This window comes from Metasolibacillus meyeri (assembly GCF_003049505.1).
GTDB lineage: Bacteria > Bacillota > Bacilli > Bacillales_A > Planococcaceae > Metasolibacillus > Metasolibacillus meyeri.
In genome coordinates this window covers 19,666-39,875 of sequence record NZ_PYWN01000104.1, presented here as the reverse complement: position 1 = coordinate 39,875, position 20,210 = coordinate 19,666, and the positions used below count along the sequence as shown (strand labels likewise).

Genomic DNA, 20,210 nt, shown 5'->3' with positions numbered 1-20,210 from the left:
TTTAAAAGAATATCTTTACCTAAAACGAAGGGATGAAAAAATGTATTATTGAATAGATGCTTCTTTATAATGAAAAAATTCTCAATTTCCGCTAAAGCTTGATGATCATAAACTAATTTATCTTTAGTTATTAACGTATTTTGGATTATCTTCGTTTGATTAAAACCTTTTATTGGTTCTCTAGAATAATATAAATCTCTATTAATATAGTCTAATTTATCTGCACCGAGCTCTGAGAAGAGTAATTCCTCTATTATTTTATATGTACCTTCTCTTTTTATAACACTTATAATCGCATCGGATAGGCCTGATTCTTTACTTAGAATTTCTTGTATTTCTTTATCGCTTTTTATAAATTTTTCAGTCCATTGCTCATGGTCAATTAATGTTTTGAGTTCAAAACAATGAGAAAAAGGTCCATGTCCAATATCATGAAGAATAGAGCTAACTAAAGCTACATGAATTTCGAACTTTGATAGCCTCAGTTGACTATTGAACGTTAAATATTCAAGCATTTCCTGCATTATATGATATACACCTAATGAATGCTCATAACGGTTATGAATAGCTCCTTTTATTAGAATATATGTATTGCCCTGTTGTTTAATTTTTTTCAGCCTTTGCATACTTTTAGTTTTTACTAATTGTTGAACATATTTGTCCTTTACCATAATTTTATGATATAAAGAATCATCAATTTCCATATTTGTCCTCCTTCTATCAATGTTGCTGTATATTTTATAGTACTAGATTTAACGATCTTTTTGAAATGAGTGAGTCATTAGTTGGTAACCCTCTTCTATAAGCAAAATAGAGAGGATATAATTTCTGTAATAACAATTATAAAAAAGAGGATGTATAAAAAATGCACACAATTACGCAATTGGATAAATTGGTGAATGTTGATATTAATCCAGAGCTCATGGATCAATTAAAGGAATATAGAAGGATGCTGGAACAGCAAAAATATAAAGAATTATTCATAGCGACAAAGATGGGAATTGTCGAAGGGGTAGCAATTAGTTGGTTAAACCATTTTCATCCGACAGCAAAATATATTAAGTTTTTTACTGTAGAACCAATACAAATGTTACTGGAAGCTGTATTGCAGTCTATGGGGGAACAAAATAAAATTATGTTCTCTTGTTGGGAGGACGAGCATGAAAAAATAAAGATGGCTGAAAAGGTAGGTTTTCAGCTTTTCCGTCAAACTTATATAGAGACATTTCCAATCGCTATGTTATTAGCAAAATTAGAAAGTATACAGGCTGTGTCTAAAGTAAAATCATTGGCACAAGTTTTACAGAATCAAAGGGAAGCGTTTTTGACAGAGCTGAAAAGAAATTATGAGGAAACGCATTTACATAACCCAGCTCAAAATTTTTCATGGCAAGAGTGGGAGGAATTCTTGTTTGATGATGAAGTTGATACGGCGTTAAGTAGTGTCTTGATGGAGGATGAGCAAATAACAGGATATATTATGTTGCACCCGGTTACAGTGACACATTATGAAATTGGCTGGATTGGTCAAAGGGAACAAGAGCATATACAAGCGCTATTCAAGCAGCAGTTACTTGCGTTGCAAAAGAAAGGCATTCAAACTGTAGAAATTGAAGTGGATACAACAGATTGGCATGCGATGAAATTATTTAGCTTTTTGGATTTGCGAGCAATTAAAAGTTGGAATTCCTATTTGTTATTAAAGTAAGAACATTATGTAATTGTCTTATACGGTATATTCATTGTTCATGTCTAAGCTAAAGTTGTAGGTCATCATTTTAAACAACTCCAAAAATATGTTTATCATTGTAACGATAAACAAGGGTAACTACAAACATTCATGCATAAAGCATAGAGAAGCGGAAATCCTAGTAGTGGAGGTGAGCAAGATGAAGAAAAAGCCAAATCCACAAAATGAGGAATTTGCACAAGATTTGAGCCCCGATGATTTAGACACGCGTAACGACAAGGATATGACGAAGGAGCAAAAAGAAAATACCCCCTTGAAGAATACCCCTAAAAATCCATCTCAATAAAAATACAAATGGCTGTCAGGAAAATGCTCCTGACAGCCATTATAGTTTAAGACTTCGATAGCTCAATAAAGCCTTCTCCAAATACATCTCGCACATCATGGATAGCGATAAAGGCATTTGGGTCAACTTTCTTCACGATATTTTTAAGTTTAATAACCTCTTGTCGACTAATAATAATATAAAGAACTTCCTTTTGTTCCTTTGTATAATAACCATGACCAGCAAGAACCGTCACACCACGATTCATTTTGTTGCTCACTTGATCAGCGATCTCATTCGGTTTTTTGGAAATGATTGTGACAGCTTTCTGAGTGTTAATTCCCTCAATGACAAACTCCATCACTTTCGTTCCGATATACAGCATCATAATTGTCAGCATCAGTGCCTCTGCACCAATGATGAAATAAGATGAAAACACAACAATCAAATCAAAGAATAATAGCCCATAGCTCATGTTCCAGCCAAGATATTTATTCGTCATACGTGCTAAAATTGTTGTACCTGCCGTTGTACCACCGACGCGGATAATTAAACCAATCCCTACACCAACAAAGACACCACCGAAAATAGCATTAATAATGATTTCATCTGATTGTACAGACCAAGACTCCGTTAAATGTAAGAACACAGAAATGAATGTCACTGCAATAATTGTGTAAATCGTCGTTCGTTTGCTAAGGAATCGATAGCCCACAATTATTAGAAATCCATTAATAATAAAGCTGACAATACTAGGTGACCAGCCTAATGTATAATAAAGGATAATCGTGACACCTGTTACTCCGCCTTCACCTAAATCGTTTGGAATAACGAATAAGTTAATCGCAAGTGCAAACAGGAACGATCCAAATAGCATAATCATAATATCTCTTGCAAACTTCATCAATTTCACCCCACCATTTATCATAAGATTTTTTATAGTACATACTATAACAAGTTTGCCATCTTTTTAATACCCTTGCCGTGATAGTTGATGAATTTGAAGTATTTTGACATTTAGCTTAAGAACAATGGTAAAAAGGCATAATCTCCATCTCGAACAATCTCGCCTTTTTGAATATCGATGGGCTGTTTAAAAATCGGTCCATCAATAACCGTTGTGTGAAATTCGCCACCTTCTCCACAAGGGTCAATGCCTCGCTCCTTTAGTTCCTGTACGTAGTCATATGTTAAAACTTTCCCTAAATCACTTTCTTGCATACCAAGTTTTAAATTAACTGTTGTAATAATTGTTTCGAAGCCTAAGTTTATAAAGCGTTCTACAGCCTCTGTATGATCAACTTCCCATAAAGGCATACCAAGCTGTAAATCAGCAATATTTGCAACTTTTTCATGCCAACAGCCATGCTCAGGCATATCAAGGTCGCCGGTTACAAGTGCATCAGCTCCTAAAGCTTTCATTTTTTTCAGCATGTCAATAAAGGTTGCTTCATAGTTAGCCCAACTTGCCGCAGCGAAATGAACAGGTAAGCCAATGGACTCAGCCTGTGCTGTGATGAGATCAATTGTCATCCCATGTGAACGAGAGCGTATGCCATCCTCCTCAAGCACGACAATTAAGCCTAGCGCTTGTCCCACCTTCATAGCTTCATACAAAGCTAACGTACTATCTTTTCCGCCACTAAAGGAAGCAACAAATTTTTGCCCTTCAGCCCCAGTTTTCCATTTTTTCGAGTTTGCCATAGGATGTACTCCTTTTGTTTTGTCTATGGGCTTATTTTAGCATGGGGAGGTTGTTCTTTATAGTATTGATAAGAGCAAAAATTATAGAGAATATAATTTGACAAATAGTATACATTTGTATACTATTAAAAATATAAAACGTATACAAATGTATACAAAAGGAGAGATGAAGATGAGAAGTGAACATTTTTATAGAGGAGAGTTTCAACGAGGGGGCAGAGGTGGAATTCATCGTGGTGAACATCGTCGTGGTGGGAGAGAGGAAGCGCAGCGTGGACCTAAAACCTTCCGACGTGGGCGAGCTATTACCTTTTTAGAGCAGCTAACAATTAAGCGTTCAACAATAGCACAACAGTTAGAGCAACCAGAGTTTCAATCCATTCAACAAATATTAGTAGGTGAGCTCAAAGCCTTGGATATGGTTATTAATGAATTTACTCAGCTATTTGAAATACATGTGGATGAAATTCAAGTAGAAGAAGCTAAAGGTCATCAAGATGATGAAGCAAATTAATCAGTATATCGATACTACATTTTCGGAGGAAGATACACTTTTAGCTGAAGTGGTAGCGGCCATTATTGAAAATGGTATGCCAGCTATTTCTGTATCGCCATCTTCAGGTAAATTGTTGACGTTACTTGTGTCTATTGCAGGAGCAAAAAACGTTCTTGAAATAGGAGCACTCGGTGGCTATAGCGGGATTTGTATTGCGAGAGGCTTTAGAGAAAAAGGGGCATTGACCTCTCTGGAGCTGGAGGAGCGCTATGCTGAATTGGCTTATAAGCATTTAACTAAAGCAGGCTACAGCAAGCAAGTAACTTATCATACAGGTGCTGCATTACAAAGCCTTGAGAAGCTTGTACAAAGTAATAAGAAATTTGATTTCTTTTTCATTGATGCAGATAAAGAAAATTACGAGCATTATTTGGAATATTGCATTCAACTAGCAGAGCCTGGCGCTTTAATTGTCACGGATAATGTGTTAGCTGGAGGTAGTGTAGTAAGCACAGAGGTAAAGCAAAAACGCTATACAGAAGTAATGAAACAATTTAATGAAAAAGTAGCAAGCCATCCACGCTTGCAGTCAGTGCTTGTCCCACTTGGTGATGGCATGACATTGTCGAGAGTGAAATAGCAAAAACCTGCAACGAAAGTTTGTTGCAGGTTTTTCATTTGTTGTTTATTCTCCTAGCATCGCCTTCAACGTTCGCTTCTGCCATCCTAATTTAAAGTAAGCATATTGCATGATGAAATGGACACAGAAGGTCACAGGGTAGGCGATCCAGACACCATTTAACTCAAATGCTGTGTAATTTGATAGGATGAAGGCTGTTGGTACTTGCACTAACCAAATTGTTAATACAAGGAAGATCGTTGGCCATAGTACAACACCTGTTGCACGCATTGTAGCTGAAACAGTTTGTGTATGCCCAAAGACTAAATAGCTCCAAAACGTAATCATTAAATAGTTTTTCGCAATATCAACTGTATCCGTCGAAGTGATAAAGAGTGATAAAATAGGCTCTGCAAATATATACGTCAGTAAAATAATGGCTCCACCTAATAGGTAGTTAACTTTCACACCCATGCTACGGATTTTTTGAATCATTTCTGTAGAATTTGCGCCTAATGCTTGGGCAACGAAAACGGATGTAGCGATGGAAATACTCATCGCAGGCACTTGTGCATAGCTAGCAACTTGGTTGACAACACCATAAGCAGCCGTGGCACTTGATCCATAAACATTAACGAAGCCGATAACGGCGATTTCAGCGACAGATATCGCGACCATACTAATACTTGCTGGAATCGCTAGCTTGAATAAGGAAATTAAAATATCCTTTTTCAGCTTAAAGTGCTGTAAAACTGATTTATCTAAACGCAAAATATGTTTTGTTTTATGCAGGTAGGTAAGCAATAAAATCATCGTTACGAAATTCGATAATACCGCAGCATAGGCAGCACCGTTTAAACCGAATGCAGGCAACCCGAACCAACCAAAAATAAGTGGTGGTAAAAAGGCAATATTTAATGCAACGCTCGTTACTAAAAAGATAAACGGCGTTTTGGAATCGCCAACACCACGAATAAATGTCGTATAAGTCATATACCAAAACATAATTGGTAGTGTAAAGAATAAAATTTTCGCATAGCTTACACTCATATCTAAAATATTGGCAGGCGTTTTCATAAAGCGTAAAATCCATTCAATGAAAAAGGCACCAAATACAGCTACTGCGATGGATAAAATCGTAGTAAAAGCCAAAGTAACACCGATAACTTCCTTCATTTTTTCATGATTGCCCGCACCGTACGTTTGCCCAACTAAAATCGAGCTACCTGAACCGATACCGATGGCAAAAGCCATTAAAAAGAAGAAAAATGGGAAAAAGGCTGCAATCGCTGCTAATGCATCATCGCCTAAATTGCGCCCAACAATAAGCATTGCTACAATCTGTCCCAATGATTGCAGTACATTTGCTAGCATGACAGGGATTAAAAATTTGAAAAAGGTTTTTCTCAACTGCTGATCATCTTGTAATAAATGTCCGTTCATTTTGTTTCCTCAAAGGGCTTTAGTAACCCATTTCTTTTAAAATACGTGATAAGGTGCGCAATCGCTCACCCATTAACTCACCATTCTCGCTTAATGCTTGATTGAAAAGTTGAATATCTTCATGGATTTGTTCATTTTCTGTGCATACTTCAACGGTCATTGCATCGCCTTGTAAGCCAACGCGTTTAATAACAGGGTTGGTTTCATCATATAAATTTTCATAGCGGTAAGCATCTTTAAAGTGAAGCTGTGTTTCGCACACTAAGATTGCCAAGTCAAGTACACGGTGCAAAGGTAATTCCTCAGATTGACGTGACCATTTGCCACCAGTATGGCGCCATACTTTTGCTGAAATATCAACTTTTCCACGGTCATTCCATTGCGCTAAGCCAAGTGACAAACCTTGTGCATCTGTTTTGTAGGCAGTGCGGCCATCAATATTTGCATAGTTTTCTGCAACAATTACAGGTTTATGTTTTAAATGTGTAGGTATTTTCATATGAAATCATCCTTTCTATTTAGTAATTTAGTAAATTACTGCTTTAGTAAATTTAACATTGCGTATGTCAAAAATCAAATATTTTATACTCTAGATAGAAATTGAATGGTCGATTATGCTTTTTTGATTGTATGAATATTGACTTTGTATCGAGTAGGGAAGAGATTGTTGGGTTATCTTCATGACTCTGATAGCTATGAATTAATTGTGTCATCATTTACAGATTCTTTATAGCGATGGTCAGAAAAGGAGTAGAACTTTCGTCATGTTAAATGTACAATAGATATAGGAGTTTAGGGAAACTAAAATAGGATGTGAGAACAGCATGGAGGAAAAGCACAAAAATTCTATTTTTCATAGTATTTTTACAAAATTAACCTTACTTATTGTTTTTGTGATTACACTGACAGCTGGTGTAATTGGTGGAGCAAGCTACTATTTAACAAAAACAGAGCTGATCAATGCAGGTGAAACAGATATTAAGCATCTTGTTGATACAGCGATTGTTACATTGACTGTACTAGATAATCAAGTAAAGGCGGGCAATATTACTTTAGAGGAAGCACAGGATCAGGCGAGGCTATTATTGAACGGACCTAAGCTTACGGAAGGCTACGATTATAAAGCTTCTTCATTTCTTTATAAGAAGGATGGCTATCTAGTTGCTTATGATTCGAATTATGCGGCTGTTCTTCATCCTACTAACCCAATAGGTCATATACCTGAGAATACGACAAATCGTGAAAATATGGTGCTTGCTGCAAAGGCGATAAATCTTCAAGACCATTTTCATCATTTTAATGATACAGATGATGCTGGTAAGCCTATTACAAAAACAGCCTATATGGCACAATTTGAGCCATGGGGTTGGTATGTTGGGATGAGTGTGCTCGATACAACTTTTTATGGTGAGCTCAATAAAGTGAAATGGTATATTATAACGATGACAATTGCTATTACGCTTCTTGGTATTGCACTGTTCTATATGGCATCGCGTAAAAAATTTAAGTTACTAGTAGATATTTCGGCTGCATTTTTAGAAATTGCCAATCGTAAAATCCAAGCCAAATCATTACCTGAGTCAAAAGATGAGATAGGTCATCTTGGACAGTCCTTTAACTATATGTTAATACAGTTAAGAGACTTGATTGCTGGGCTTCAGGAGACGAGCAGTAAAGTAGCAGAAACCTCACTTTCTTTATCTGCTATTTCAGAGCAGACTGCTTCAAGTAGTGAAGAAGTTGGACGAGCGATGAATGAGATTGCAGGTGGAACAGTAAGCCAAGCAACAGATTTAGAGCAAACAAATCATCAAATTGTTCTACTGAATACATCGATTAAGGCAATGAATCAACAAAACGATACAATTCAACAAATGACAGCACAATCGGAAGCGGCAGCTTATCAAGGGCAAGAAATGATAAAGCGTCTAAAACAGTCGAATGAGCAATCCTTAATTTCATCTAATGAAGTAAGTGGAAATATTGCCAGCTTACATAGTAAAATCGGTGAAATATCAAAAATTACAATGGCTATCGAAAGCATTTCAGCAGAAACCAATTTATTAGCATTAAATGCAAGTATTGAGGCGGCTCGTGCAGGAGAGCATGGCAAAGGTTTTGCCGTTGTAGCAAGTGAAGTACGTAAGCTAGCAGAGCAATCGAACGAAGCGACAAAGCAAATTCAAAGTATGATTTCAGCAATTGAACTAGAAACAGAGAAAACTGTAGAGGCTGTAGCCGGTACAATTGATCGTTCACAGCAGCTCGATATAGCGGTAAATGAAACAGAGCGAGAATTTAGTCATATTATGCAGGCAATTACAGAAACAACGCAGGCAATTACTACGTTGAATAAAGAGCTTGCAACAATTACGGAGCAAAATAAAACAATTACGCAGGCTGTGCAAAATGCTTCAAATATTTCAGGGCAAACTGCGGCAGCTGTAGAGCAAATAACAGCCTCGGTTGATGAACAAATCGGCGCTATCGCGCAAGTAGCTATATCGGCTGAGCAACTAACAGACCTTAGCCAAGCGTTAAACGAAATTGTAGAAAAATATGAGCTGTAAAATAGTAGGGCATGTTTGAAGAGCGATTACCTTTTCAAACATGCCCCTTTTTAAAATTTCATTGAGCGAATTTAGGCTTTCGTTGAGCGGAAATGGCACTGCGATGAGCGAATTTCACCATTGGTTGAGCGAATTGATACTTTTGAACTGGTTAATTCGAAAATAATCACTTCACCGCCCCTTTTTTCAATAAAGAAGTTAGCTAATCTAACATTTTTAACGTAAGCTTTTGTGAAATTTTTAAAGCTGAGTTAAAACTCGTGAATAAAAAGGCGACATCTCATTCAGACGGCTTGCCCACAAATTTACTGACGATAGATGCTAAAACTTGCTGGAAGAGCATGCCAAACACGACAGGCATCGCGACCTTAGCTGGGAAATAAGTTGAGGCAATAACAACACCTAAAGCAATATTGCGCATACCTCCTGTAAAGACGAAGGTCGTTATATGTGAGCTATCGTGTAAAAAGTAGCGACCAATAAGCAATGTGAAAACATAGCCACATATAGCAATCACAAGTACTAATCCGATGACAAAGGCAAGCTCTATATCCACATTTTTTAAATATGGTGCAATGGCACTGCTATTAATCATGATGACAGCAAATAAAGCAAGCTTTGAAAATGGAGCTAGTATACCGCTTATCTTTTGCGGAATTTGTCCTTTAGATAATTCATTCACTGCAATACCAATTAATGTTGGCAACACAATCATAAAGGTTAAACTCGTCATTAATGAGGGCAATTGAAGCTCAACTTTTTCTCCAGAAACGATAAATAATAGTAATGGCATAATAAATGGTGCGAGCAATGTATCAATAAGTACGATGGATAAGCCTAAAGGAACATTTCCTTTACAAATGGTAATCCAAATCATACTCGTAACCCCAGTAGGTACCGCAACAGATAAGACAAAGCCAATTGTTAATAAATAATCATCGAATATAATGGAGGATAAAAAATAAGCCCATAAAGGCATAACAATATGTAAAAAAGCAATCGATGTTAAAATGATAACAGGATGTTTTACAAAAATAGCGAAATCTTTAAACGTCATGCGTAAGCTACCTGCAAATGTCATAAAAGCAAATAGCCAGACAACAAGAAAAAGTAGATGATGCAAAATGTTTTCAAATAAGACGCCAATTATTAGGCTAAGAGGCGTTAAAATAGCAATATAACGTTGAAGAAATAGATTTAATTTTTCTAGCAAGAGAAAGACCTTCTTTAAATTTTTAGACTCATTGTAGCATAGTTGCTTGTAAGGTGAAAATGGAGGTGGACAATATGCAGATTGAATTAGTCGAAGGTGTGCCATATCAATACTTGTCAGAACTACAGGCACTTCATGCACATGTTTTTGATGGCTCGCCATTACCATTAGAGAAGCTGGAAAATAAGGAGGGCTTACTTTGCTTATTTGCGATGAAGGATGGGGCAATGGTCGGCTTTAAACTAGGCTATATGCATCCTGACCACGTATTTTATAGCTGGTTAGGTGGCGTGCATGAAAGTCAGCGTGGTCGTGGAATTGCAAACGGGCTAATGGTGCGTCAGCACGAGGAAGTAAAGAAGCTAGGCTTCCAAAAAATACGTACATATGGACGCAATCAGCGTAAGGCGATGCTGATTACAAATATTAAACATGGCTTCGAGATTATTTCAACATTCGTTGATGCAAAAGGTAGACATAAAATTATTTTTGAGAAATCACTTGTTAAATAGCATACGAATTAAACATATTTTTTGAAAATTGTATTGACATTTTGTTATTTCATGTTAAATTATTTCTATAAGATTAGTAGGTTTTTGCTTGCCAATACACATCTTGATAAGAAAAGCATAATAATATTGTAGTAGCTCACTAGAAAAACTAGAGGCCGCTCTTTAGAAAAGAAGTACTTCTTTTCTATGGAGTGGTCTTTTTTGCTTCATTCCTATTCTGTTAAAAATAAAGTGGGAAGAATGCTGTATTAAAACATACTTTACGAATATGAATAATTGATTAAGGAGGAAGAATATTTTTATGAAAAATCGTTTGTTTTTGAAGGGATTAGTATTGATATTTTCTACTGTTATTTTATTGTCTGCTTGTGCTAATAAAAGTGCATCAACTGAAGATAAAATTCAGATTTTAAATTCTTCGTATGACCCAACACGTGAATTGTATGACGAATTTAATAAAGAGTTTGCAGCATATTGGCAGGCTGAGAAGGGGCAGGAAGTAATCATCAAGCAATCACATGGTGGCTCGGGTAGTCAGGCTCGCTCGGTTATTGATGGCTTAGATGCAGATGTCGTTACACTAGCTTTGGCGTATGACATTGATGCAATTGCTGAGCAAAAATTAATTGATGAAAACTGGATTACTCGCTTGGACAATAACTCCGCCCCTTATACCTCAACAATCGTCCTTTTGGTTCGCAAAGGTAATCCAAAGGGCATTAAGGATTGGGATGATTTAGCGAAGGCAGATGTTTCAGTGATTACACCTAATCCAAAGGCATCTGGAGGAGCACGCTGGAATTACTTAGCTGCATGGGGCTTTGCCTTAGAAAAATTCGGTAATGATGATGCGAAGGCAAGGGAATTTGTTGCAAGCATTTATAAAAATGTAGAAGTGTTAGACTCTGGTGCACGTGGCTCAACAACGACATTTGTAGAGAAAGGCATTGGAGATGTATTAATTACTTGGGAAAATGAAGCGTTGCTAGCTTTAAATGAGCTGAAAAAGGATGAATTTGAAATTGTAGCGCCGTCCATCAGCATTCTAGCGGAGCCATCTGTAGCAGTAGTAGATAAAAATGTTGATCGAAAAGGTACAAGAGAGGTCGCAGAAGCCTATTTACAATTTTTATATTCGGATGTTGGACAGGAAATAGCAGCTAAAAATTATTATCGCCCAAGAGCAGAAGCAGTTGCTGAAAAGTATCGTAGTGAATTCCCAGAAATTAAGTTATTTACGATTGATGAGAAGTTTGGTAGTTGGCAAGAGGCACAAAAAACACATTTTAGTGATGGTGGTGTTTTTGACTCAATTTATCTTAATTAAGTATAAAACGCCTAGTAAGGTGAATGTAGTTTCAAATACTTGCTCAGCAAGAGGGGTTTAGTCTAAGAATACCATATCCGATGGTACAGACTGAGTAACCTACATCATGTTGACCTAAAGCCTCTGATAGATGTCACAGATTTTGATGAGGAGTTAGCTAAAGCATGGTCGATTAAGAAATGGTGGTGTAAATAATGAAAAAAAGGAAGAATGTACTACCTGGTTTTGGCTTGTCGATGGGGATTACAATGCTGTATTTAAGCTTATTTATTTTAATTCCGTTATCCATGATATTTATTGAATCCTCTAAGCTAGGGTGGGGAGATTTTTGGCAGGTTGTGACAAGTGAACGTGTCGTCCATGCCTATAAAATATCGTTTGCTACAGCATTTGCAGCAGCCCTTTTTAATGGTGTTTTTGGCTTATTAATTGCGTGGGTGCTCGTTCGCTATAGCTTCCCTGGAAAGCGATTCATTGATGGATTAATTGATTTACCCTTTGCATTACCGACAGCAGTAGCAGGGATTGCATTAACTACTTTATATACAGAGAATGGCTGGATTGGTCAATGGCTCAGCTTAATCGGTATTAAAGTGTCATTTACACCAATCGGTATTACGTTGGCCTTAATGTTTATTGGATTACCATTTGTTGTTCGAATGGTGCAGCCTGTACTGGAAGGCTTAGAGCGTGAAGTAGAAGAGGCGGCATCAAGCTTAGGAGCAACACGTGGGCAGATTTTTAGAAAAATTATTTTCCCTGAAATATTGCCAGCTTTATTAGCTGGATTTTCTCTCGCATTTGCAAGAGGGCTTGGGGAATATGGATCGGTCGTCTTCATTGCAGGCAACATGCCGATGAAAACTGAGATTGCACCACTGATGATTATGACGAAGCTAGAGCAGTTTGATTACGCAGGGGCGACAGCGATTGCGGTTGTGATGCTCGTTGTTTCATTTATTTGTTTAATTTTTATTAATTTCCTACAAAAATGGAGCCAAAAGCACATATTACAAGAGGACTAGGGGGGAGCAAAGTGAATCATTCAAGAGATCAAAAAAGCATAACGAAGCGAATTTTAATCACAGTCATGCTCCTCTACTTAGCATTGTTTCTACTTGTGCCATTGATTTTTATTTTTGTCAAAGCATTTGAGCAAGGAGCAGCCGTTTATTTTGCAGCGATTACAGAGAGTGATGCTTTATCTGCTATTAAGTTAACATTGCTTGTTGTTGCTATAACCGTTCCGTTGAATACCGTGTTTGGCATAGCGGCGGCGTGGTGTATTACGAAGTTTCAATTTAGAGGTAAGCAGTTGCTACTTTCTTTAATTGAATTACCTTTTGCTGTATCTCCAGTTATTGCAGGTTTAATTTTCATTTTACTGTTTAATCCAAGAAGCGCTGTAGGCTCACTATTCATGGACTGGGGTATAAAAATTATTTTTTCAACACCAGGAATCATTATTGTAACCATGTTTGTGACATTGCCGTTTATTGCGCGGGAGCTTATTCCGATTATGCAAACACAGGGGAAGGCTGAGGAAGAGGCAGCGATTTCACTTGGAGCTAGTGGCTGGCAAATGTTTATCCGTATCACGTTGCCAACGATTAAGTGGGGCTTACTATACGGCATGATTTTATGTAGTGCGCGTGCAATTGGTGAGTTTGGAGCTGTGTCCGTCGTGTCTGGAAGGATTCGCGGAATGACGAATACAATGCCTCTGCATGTAGAGATTTTATACAATGAATATCAATTTGCGGCTGCCTTTGCTGTAGCATCACTGATGTCATTATTGGCACTCGCAACATTAATTATTAAATCGTTTATTGAATATAAGACAGAAAAACAAGTAGGTGAATAGCATGTCGATTGAAATACGTGAGGTAACAAAGCATTATGGCTCATTTCAAGCATTGAAGGATATTAATTTAACTATTGCAAAAGGGGAGCTAGTCGCACTGTTAGGTCCATCTGGTTCAGGTAAGACTACACTTTTGCGCATGATTGCAGGGCTAGAATCGATTGAAGAAGGTAGCATTGCATTTGATGGCAAAGATTTAAGTACAGTGCATGTCAATCAACGGGATGTTGGCTTCGTCTTTCAACACTATGCGCTATTCAAGCATATGACAGTGTTTGATAATGTAGCATTTGGTTTAAATGTACGTAAGAAAAGCGTGCGACCATCAAAAAAGGACATCGAGCAAAAGGTACATGAGCTTTTGGAGCTAGTCAAGCTAAGTGACTTTGCACAGCGCTATCCATCTCAGCTATCAGGTGGACAGCGACAGCGTGTTGCATTGGCACGAGCATTAGCAGTGGAGCCAAAAATGCTGCTATTAGATGAGCCATTTGGAGCGCTTGATGCAAAGGTTCGAAAGGAATTACGTCGTTGGCTACGTAAATTGCATAATGAAATGCATATCACAAGCGTGTTTGTTACACATGACCAAGAAGAGGCACTTGATGTGGCAGACCGCATCGTCATTATGAATAAAGGAAAAATTGAGCAGGTTGGAACGCCTTCGGAAGTTTATGATAAGCCTGTTAGCCCATTTGTTTATGATTTTTTAGGTAATGTAAATTTATTCCACGGTCGACTGCAGCAAGGAAAATTAAATTTAGGGAGCGCCCAGCTTGATGCACCAGATTATATCGATCAAGATGGTGCGGATGCGGTAGGCTATGTGCGACCACATCATTTAAAGGTTGAGCGTGTAAGGCAAAGCAAGGATGAAATCGCAGCAAAAATTACCTTTATGCATTCAGTTGGACCTACTTGGTATCTTGAGATGAGACGTGAGGATATTGACGCTTATGTCGAAGTGGAGCTGAGCAAAGAGGAGTTTATACAATTAGATTTAAAAATAGGAGAAATTGTTTATGTCAGCCCGAAGGAAATGAAAGTGTTTATTCCAGAGGATTTCATTATATAGGGGGGAGCGCCTTGTTAACGTATGATACGTGGGAAAATCCCGAAATGCCGTTCGAAATTGATGAACAATATAAAGGGGCTTTAGAAGTCATTAAATGGAGCTATCAGCAATACGGCAAAGATGTTGTCTATGCATGTAGCTTTGGCATTGAGGGGATTGTTTTGATTGATTTAATTGCCAAGGTACAGCCAGACGCACAAATTGTCTTTTTAGATACAGATGTACATTTTAAAGAAACGTATGAAACGATTGAGCGTGTACGTGAGAAATATCCAACGCTTAATATCGTACTAAAAAAGCCAGCATTAACATTGGAGCAGCAAGCACAGCAGTTTGGTGATAAATTATGGGAAACAAAGCCAAATCAATGCTGTAATATCCGTAAATTAGAGCCGTTAAATGAAGTATTGTCAGGAGCAAAAGCGTGGATTTCTGGTCTACGCCGTGAACAATCCGAAACGCGTAAAAATATAGAGTTTATCAATCAAGATAATCGATTTAAATCGATCAAAATTTGCCCGCTCATTCATTGGACATGGAAAGATGTCTGGCGTTATGTATCAAAGCATGAGCTTACGTATAATGTGCTGCACGACCAAGGCTATCCAAGTATCGGCTGCTCACATTGTACAAAGCCAGCCTTTACATTGGAGGATTTGCGCTCAGGTAGATGGCAAGGGCAAGGGAAAACAGAATGTGGGCTTCATACGCAATGATATTGGATGATAATGCAAAGGAGAATCGCAAATGACAGAACTTACGCACCTCGATCAGCTTGAGGCAGAAGCAATTTATATTATTAGAGAAGTGGCGGCAGAATGTGAAAACCCAGTGATGCTGTATTCGATTGGGAAGGATAGCTCTGTTATGTTGCATTTAGCAATGAAAGCTTTCTATCCTGAAAAGCCACCATTCCCATTTATGCATATTGATACAACGTGGAAATTTAAAGAAATGATTGAGTTTCGCGACCGTCGTGCGAAAGAGTTAGGCATTGAAATGATTGTGCATGCAAATGAGGAAGGGCTTGCGCAAAACATTAACCCATTCGATCACGGTTCAGCTTACACAGATATTATGAAAACACAGGCATTAAAGGATGGTTTAAATAAATATGGCTTCACGGCTGCATTTGGTGGTGGCAGACGCGATGAGGAAAAATCACGTGCAAAGGAGCGTATTTTCTCATTCCGTAATAAAAACCATGCATGGGACCCTAAAAATCAACGTCCTGAAATGTGGAAGCAATTTAATACAAAAATTCATAAAGGCGAAAGCATCCGTGTTTTTCCAATTTCAAATTGGACAGAAAAGGATATTTGGCAATATATTCGCCGAGAAAATATCGATATTGTGCCGCTGTATTTTGCGAAGGAAAGACCCGTCGTTTATCGTGAGGGGAATTATGTCATGGTTGATGATGAGCGCATGCGTTTACAGCCAGAGGAGGAAGTATTACTGAAAAAGGTTCGCTTCCGTACATTAGGCTGTTATCCGTTGACAGGTGGTGTCGAATCCAACGCGGTGACATTGGATCAGATTATTGAGGAAACATTAGGTGCGGTGACATCTGAGCGTACAACACGCGTAATTGACCAAGAAGCTGTTGGCAGCATGGAAAGACGTAAGCGAGAGGGGTATTTCTAAATGAAAAGTTTATTGAAGTTCATTACGTGCGGCAGTGTTGATGATGGCAAATCGACATTAATTGGTCATATGCTGTATGATGCAAAGCTATTATTTGCTGATCAAGAGAAGGCATTAGAGCTAGATAGTAAGCTAGGAAGCCGCGGTGGGGAAATTGATTATTCACTTCTTTTAGATGGGTTATTAGCTGAGCGAGAGCAAGGAATTACAATCGATGTAGCCTATCGTTATTTTACGACAGCGCATCGTTCATTTATTGTGGCAGATACGCCAGGACATGAGGAATATACACGCAATATGGCTGTAGGTGCTTCATTTGCTGACCTCGCTATTATTTTAGTCGATGCGACAAAAGGGGTTATTACGCAAACGAAGCGTCATGCACGTATTTGTGCACTAATGGGTGTGAAAAATCTAGTGCTAGCTGTAAATAAAATGGATTTAGTTAATTTTAACGAGGTTCGCTTTACGAAAATTAAAAATGATTTTTTACAGTTAATTGAGGAGTTTCGCCTTGAAAGTGTGCAAGCAATTCCTGTTTCCGCAACGAATGGCGATAATATTACGAAGAAATCCATAAATACACCGTGGTATGATGGCTTAGCATTGTTGCCTTATTTAGAGACAGTAGACATTCATCAAGAGCAGGAGCAAGGTTTCTTCTTAATGCCTGTTCAGCGTGTAAGTAGACCAAATCATACATTTCGAGGCTTTCAAGGGCAAATTGCGGCAGGAAAAATTGCTGTTGGCGATGAAATAACGACATTGCCGAGTAACGAAAAAGCAAAGGTTAAAAGTATTTTAGTCACAGACCGTGAAGTACAATCAGCGGGTGCTGGGCAGCCTGTGACAATTCAATTACACCGAGAAGTAGATGTTTCGCGCGGTTGTGTATTAACAACGGATCAACAAATTGCAGTAGCAGATCTGTTGACAGCTCAAATCTTATGGATGGACGATACAGAGCTTGAGGTAGGAGCAAATTATTTAATTAAAGTCGGAACAAAAATTATTCCTAGCACAATAGTGAGAATTCAACATAAAGTAGATATTAATACAGGACAGCATTTACAGGCGAATCAAATTACTAAAAATGAGCTAGCAACTTGTACTATAGCACTATCTGAGAAAGTTGTTTTTGATTCATTCGAGCGCAATGAAGCATTAGGGAATTTTATTTTAATTGATCGTATTACGAATATGACTGCGGCATGTGGTGTTATTCAAGAGGCTGTTGTAGAGGAGAAAAATGTTTTTTGGCAGCAAACAGATGTAACACGCGAGGTGCGTGCTGAGCAAAAAGGGCAGAAACCTTTAACATTATGGTTCACAGGACTTTCTGGTTCAGGCAAATCGACGTTGGCAAATGAAGTGGAAAAGCGCCTTGTATCACTTGGCTACCATACGATGCTGCTTGATGGCGATAATGTACGACTAGGATTGAATCAAGATTTGGGCTTTGATGAGAATGGACGTATTGAAAATATTCGTCGCATTGCTGAAGTGGCGAAGCTGATGAACGATGCGGGATTAATTACATTAACGTCGTTTATTTCACCTTTTGAGCAGGACCGTCGAAAGGCGCAACAAATCGTAGGGCAATCCTATATCGAAATATATATTAGCACGCCTCTTGATGTATGTGAAAAGCGCGATGTCAAAGGACTTTACCAGAAAGCACGTGCACAGGAAATTGCTGATTTCACAGGTATTTCAAGTCCGTATGAGGAGCCAAAAGACCCTCAAATTAAAATTGACACAAGTAATATTTCTTTAGAGGAAGCAACCGATTATATTGTGAAGGAAGTATTGAAGGCATTAGTGGGATAGGTTGAAAGTCATGATTCGCACATAAGCAAGGATATTTCGCACGCAAAAGGTTTAAAAGCGCACGGTAAAGCATACTTTTCGCACATGAAAGACTGCAATTCGCACGCAACCAATTTGTTGGTAGGAGGAATTGAAAAGTGGTGCGTTAGACCACTTTTCAGACATCTCCTCTTGTCACAATGTGAAATGGATTTTTTAAGTGCTTTTTATTATAGAGCATCGGCTCATTTGTTGAGGCATCTAGTACTTGACCACCACTATATTTAACAATTGCTTCACCAGCTGCGGTATCCCATTCCATTGAGTAGCTTAGACGCGGGTAGACATTGACTTTTCCTTCCGCTACGAGGCACATTTTAATGGAACTACCAGATGTAATGAGCTCTACATGTGGATGTTGAACTCGCATTTTTTGAATATATGCTTCTGTCTCACCGGAGAAATGTGAACGACTTACCGCAATAGCAAACGACTCTCTAGTTGTTTCAAATGGCAATTTTCGAGCAATTGTCAGCAGTGTATTTTCGCTAGCAATCTTTTGAAGATTTTCTGTGCAATTGGTTAATTTATACGAGCCGATTTCGCTAGAGGCGAAGTACATAGTATCTAAGACAGGACAATAAATAACGCCAAGCACGGGAGTTCCATTTTCAATAAGTCCAATATTGACCGTAAATTCGCCATTGCGTTTAATAAACTCCTTTGTACCATCAAGAGGATCGACTAGCCATACAGCATTCCATTTGCTACGCTCTGCATAATCTAGTAACTCCCCCTCCTCGCTAATGACGGGAATATGAGGATAGTTGTTGACTAGTTGTGTATATATTACATGATGTGCCTTTTTGTCTGCGATTGTTAAAGGCGATTCATCATGCTTTAGCTCGACACGAACGGTTTCGGAATTATATACATTTAAAATTTCCTGACCTGCTTTGAATGCGATATGAATTGGCTCTAAAATTTGTATAATATTTTTCATTAGATAGGCTCCGTTTCTTAAAATAGTTGACGCAGTGCATCTATAAATATTTTGACATTTCCTTTTTCTTTCATGGACGGCGTGTAAATATATGATAATGTCCGTAAAAGCGGGGGCGCTTCAAGCTGTACTACATGGATTTCGCCCATTTTTAGGTCACGTTCAATGACGCTTCTTGATAGTAAGGAAAGACCTAAATTGTTGATAACCGTTTCCTTTATGCCTTGTATGCTACTAATGGATAGCAATGTTTTTACTTTTAGCTCATTTGCTTGTAAAAAATGCTTTAAATATTCACCTGTACCAGAGCCAATTTCACGCATAATCCAATCTTCGTTTTGAAGATCAGCGATTGTTACTGATTTTTTAGCAGCTAGTGGATGATGGACAGAGGAAACGATTACTAATTCATCATCTTTAAACGGCTCAACGATTATTTCTTTTTCATTTGTTTTACCTTCAACTAATCCGATATCGACTTGAAAAAGCTTAGCATATTGAACGATTTCCTCTGTATTGCCGATAATAATTTGAAAGGAAAGCTCAGGATATTTTGCCTTTAATTGAACAAGTAATGGCGGAAGAATATACTCACCAATAGTAAAGCTTGCACCAATTTTTAGGTGCCCTTGTACCGTATGGTGATAATCCAACATTTCCTGACTTGTTTGCTCATATAGCTGAATCATTTGCTTTGCGCGCTCTAACAATATTTCTCCAGTAGGCGTAATGCAAAGTAGCTTAGGTGAGCGCTGGAAAAGCTGCGTTTGAAATTCCCTTTCTAAGTTTTTAATATGTAGACTTACTGTAGGCTGTGACATACATAGTGCATCAGCAGTTTTCGTAAAATTTTTAATTTCACATAGTTTAATAAACGTATGAAGCTCCTCAATATTCATCTAACATTCCCCTT

The 20,210-nt window shown here is 38.0% G+C and carries 21 protein-coding genes; 13 read left to right on the top strand and 8 right to left on the bottom strand.

What is annotated here, in order from left to right; translation table 11 throughout:
- A partial coding sequence (locus C9J34_RS15340) for an HD domain-containing protein (protein ID WP_153062638.1) occupies positions 1-704 on the bottom strand: 704 nt, incomplete at its 3' end.
- 161 nt (positions 705-865) lie between these two features.
- On the opposite strand from C9J34_RS15340, the gene C9J34_RS15335 reads away from it, so the two are divergent.
- Together C9J34_RS15335 and C9J34_RS22015 are read left to right on the top strand one after the other, a co-directional pair.
- Positions 866-1,708, top strand: a complete 843-nt coding sequence (locus tag C9J34_RS15335; protein ID WP_107841053.1) for a hypothetical protein — start codon at positions 866-868, stop codon at positions 1,706-1,708.
- A 181-nt stretch (positions 1,709-1,889) separates the two neighbouring features.
- A complete protein-coding gene (locus C9J34_RS22015) occupies positions 1,890-2,036 on the top strand; it encodes a hypothetical protein (RefSeq protein WP_193769029.1) in 147 nt (48 codons plus the stop codon).
- Positions 2,037-2,082: 46 nt separating this feature from the next.
- Here C9J34_RS22015 and C9J34_RS15330 read toward each other — a convergent pair whose 3' ends face one another.
- Both C9J34_RS15330 and C9J34_RS15325 read right to left on the bottom strand, forming a co-directional pair.
- The gene (locus C9J34_RS15330; RefSeq protein ID WP_153062637.1) at positions 2,083-2,919 is read right to left on the bottom strand and encodes a YitT family protein; all 837 of its coding nucleotides are present in this window, start codon (positions 2,917-2,919) and stop codon (positions 2,083-2,085) included.
- A 113-nt stretch (positions 2,920-3,032) separates the two neighbouring features.
- Positions 3,033-3,719, bottom strand: a complete 687-nt coding sequence (locus C9J34_RS15325) for a Dph6-related ATP pyrophosphatase (protein WP_107841051.1) — start codon at positions 3,717-3,719, stop codon at positions 3,033-3,035.
- Between the two features lie 172 nt (positions 3,720-3,891).
- Here C9J34_RS15325 and C9J34_RS15320 point away from each other — a divergent pair, with 172 nt between their 5' ends.
- Both C9J34_RS15320 and C9J34_RS15315 read left to right on the top strand, forming a co-directional pair.
- Positions 3,892-4,233, top strand: a complete 342-nt coding sequence (locus C9J34_RS15320; RefSeq protein WP_238600674.1) for a hypothetical protein — start codon at positions 3,892-3,894, stop codon at positions 4,231-4,233.
- Positions 4,220-4,855 carry an O-methyltransferase gene (locus C9J34_RS15315; protein ID WP_107841055.1) on the top strand — a complete coding sequence of 212 codons (636 nt, stop codon included), beginning with the start codon at positions 4,220-4,222 and terminating at the stop codon, positions 4,853-4,855. Before C9J34_RS15320 ends, C9J34_RS15315 begins: the two co-directional genes overlap by 14 nt.
- 45 nt (positions 4,856-4,900) lie before the next feature.
- On the opposite strand, the gene C9J34_RS15310 is transcribed toward C9J34_RS15315, so the two are convergent.
- Entirely contained in the window at positions 4,901-6,277 is a 1,377-nt protein-coding gene (locus C9J34_RS15310; RefSeq protein WP_107841050.1) for an MATE family efflux transporter, read from the bottom strand.
- Between the two features lie 19 nt (positions 6,278-6,296).
- Positions 6,297-6,776, bottom strand: a complete 480-nt coding sequence (locus C9J34_RS15305; RefSeq protein WP_107841049.1) for a DUF6530 family protein — start codon at positions 6,774-6,776, stop codon at positions 6,297-6,299.
- A 325-nt stretch (positions 6,777-7,101) separates the two neighbouring features.
- Between C9J34_RS15305 and C9J34_RS15300 the strand changes: the two genes are divergently transcribed.
- Positions 7,102-8,847: a methyl-accepting chemotaxis protein gene (locus C9J34_RS15300; protein ID WP_107841048.1), complete on the top strand. Its 1,746-nt coding sequence runs from the start codon at positions 7,102-7,104 to the stop codon at positions 8,845-8,847.
- A 280-nt stretch (positions 8,848-9,127) separates the two neighbouring features.
- Here C9J34_RS15300 and C9J34_RS15295 read toward each other — a convergent pair whose 3' ends face one another.
- Complete coding sequence (locus C9J34_RS15295) at positions 9,128-10,060, bottom strand: bile acid:sodium symporter family protein (RefSeq protein WP_107841047.1); 933 nt, start codon at positions 10,058-10,060, stop codon at positions 9,128-9,130.
- Between the two features lie 74 nt (positions 10,061-10,134).
- Between C9J34_RS15295 and C9J34_RS15290 the strand changes: the two genes are divergently transcribed.
- The 8 genes from C9J34_RS15290 (at position 10,135) to cysC (ending at position 18,315) form a co-directional block, all read left to right on the top strand.
- Complete coding sequence (locus tag C9J34_RS15290) at positions 10,135-10,572, top strand: GNAT family N-acetyltransferase (protein ID WP_107841046.1); 438 nt, start codon at positions 10,135-10,137, stop codon at positions 10,570-10,572.
- Positions 10,573-10,873: 301 nt separating this feature from the next.
- The gene (locus tag C9J34_RS15285) at positions 10,874-11,899 is read left to right on the top strand and encodes a sulfate ABC transporter substrate-binding protein (RefSeq protein ID WP_107841045.1); all 1,026 of its coding nucleotides are present in this window, start codon (positions 10,874-10,876) and stop codon (positions 11,897-11,899) included.
- A 194-nt stretch (positions 11,900-12,093) separates the two neighbouring features.
- A complete protein-coding gene (cysT, locus tag C9J34_RS15280) occupies positions 12,094-12,924 on the top strand; it encodes a sulfate ABC transporter permease subunit CysT (RefSeq protein WP_107841044.1) in 831 nt (276 codons plus the stop codon).
- A complete protein-coding gene (gene cysW / locus C9J34_RS15275; protein ID WP_107841043.1) occupies positions 12,891-13,763 on the top strand; it encodes a sulfate ABC transporter permease subunit CysW in 873 nt (290 codons plus the stop codon). Before cysT ends, cysW begins: the two co-directional genes overlap by 34 nt.
- Before the next feature lies 1 nt (position 13,764).
- Entirely contained in the window at positions 13,765-14,838 is a 1,074-nt protein-coding gene (locus C9J34_RS15270) for a sulfate/molybdate ABC transporter ATP-binding protein (protein WP_107841042.1), read from the top strand.
- Positions 14,839-14,882: 44 nt separating this feature from the next.
- Complete coding sequence (locus C9J34_RS15265) at positions 14,883-15,554, top strand: phosphoadenylyl-sulfate reductase (RefSeq protein ID WP_420799134.1); 672 nt, start codon at positions 14,883-14,885, stop codon at positions 15,552-15,554.
- A 31-nt stretch (positions 15,555-15,585) separates the two neighbouring features.
- Positions 15,586-16,485, top strand: coding sequence for a sulfate adenylyltransferase subunit CysD (gene cysD / locus C9J34_RS15260; RefSeq protein WP_107841040.1), 900 nt, complete (start codon positions 15,586-15,588; stop codon positions 16,483-16,485).
- Entirely contained in the window at positions 16,486-18,315 is a 1,830-nt protein-coding gene (cysC, locus tag C9J34_RS15255; RefSeq protein ID WP_107841039.1) for an adenylyl-sulfate kinase, read from the top strand. It abuts the gene before it with no gap.
- 157 nt (positions 18,316-18,472) lie between these two features.
- Here the strand turns inward: cysC and cysQ are convergent, their stop codons facing one another.
- Positions 18,473-19,297 (bottom strand): 3'(2'),5'-bisphosphate nucleotidase CysQ, encoded by an 825-nt coding sequence (gene cysQ, locus C9J34_RS15250; RefSeq protein WP_107841038.1) that lies wholly within the window; start codon positions 19,295-19,297, stop codon positions 18,473-18,475.
- A gap of 17 nt (positions 19,298-19,314) precedes the next feature.
- Positions 19,315-20,196, bottom strand: a complete 882-nt coding sequence (locus C9J34_RS15245) for a LysR family transcriptional regulator (RefSeq protein WP_107841037.1) — start codon at positions 20,194-20,196, stop codon at positions 19,315-19,317.
- Positions 20,197-20,210: the final 14 nt, after the last annotated feature.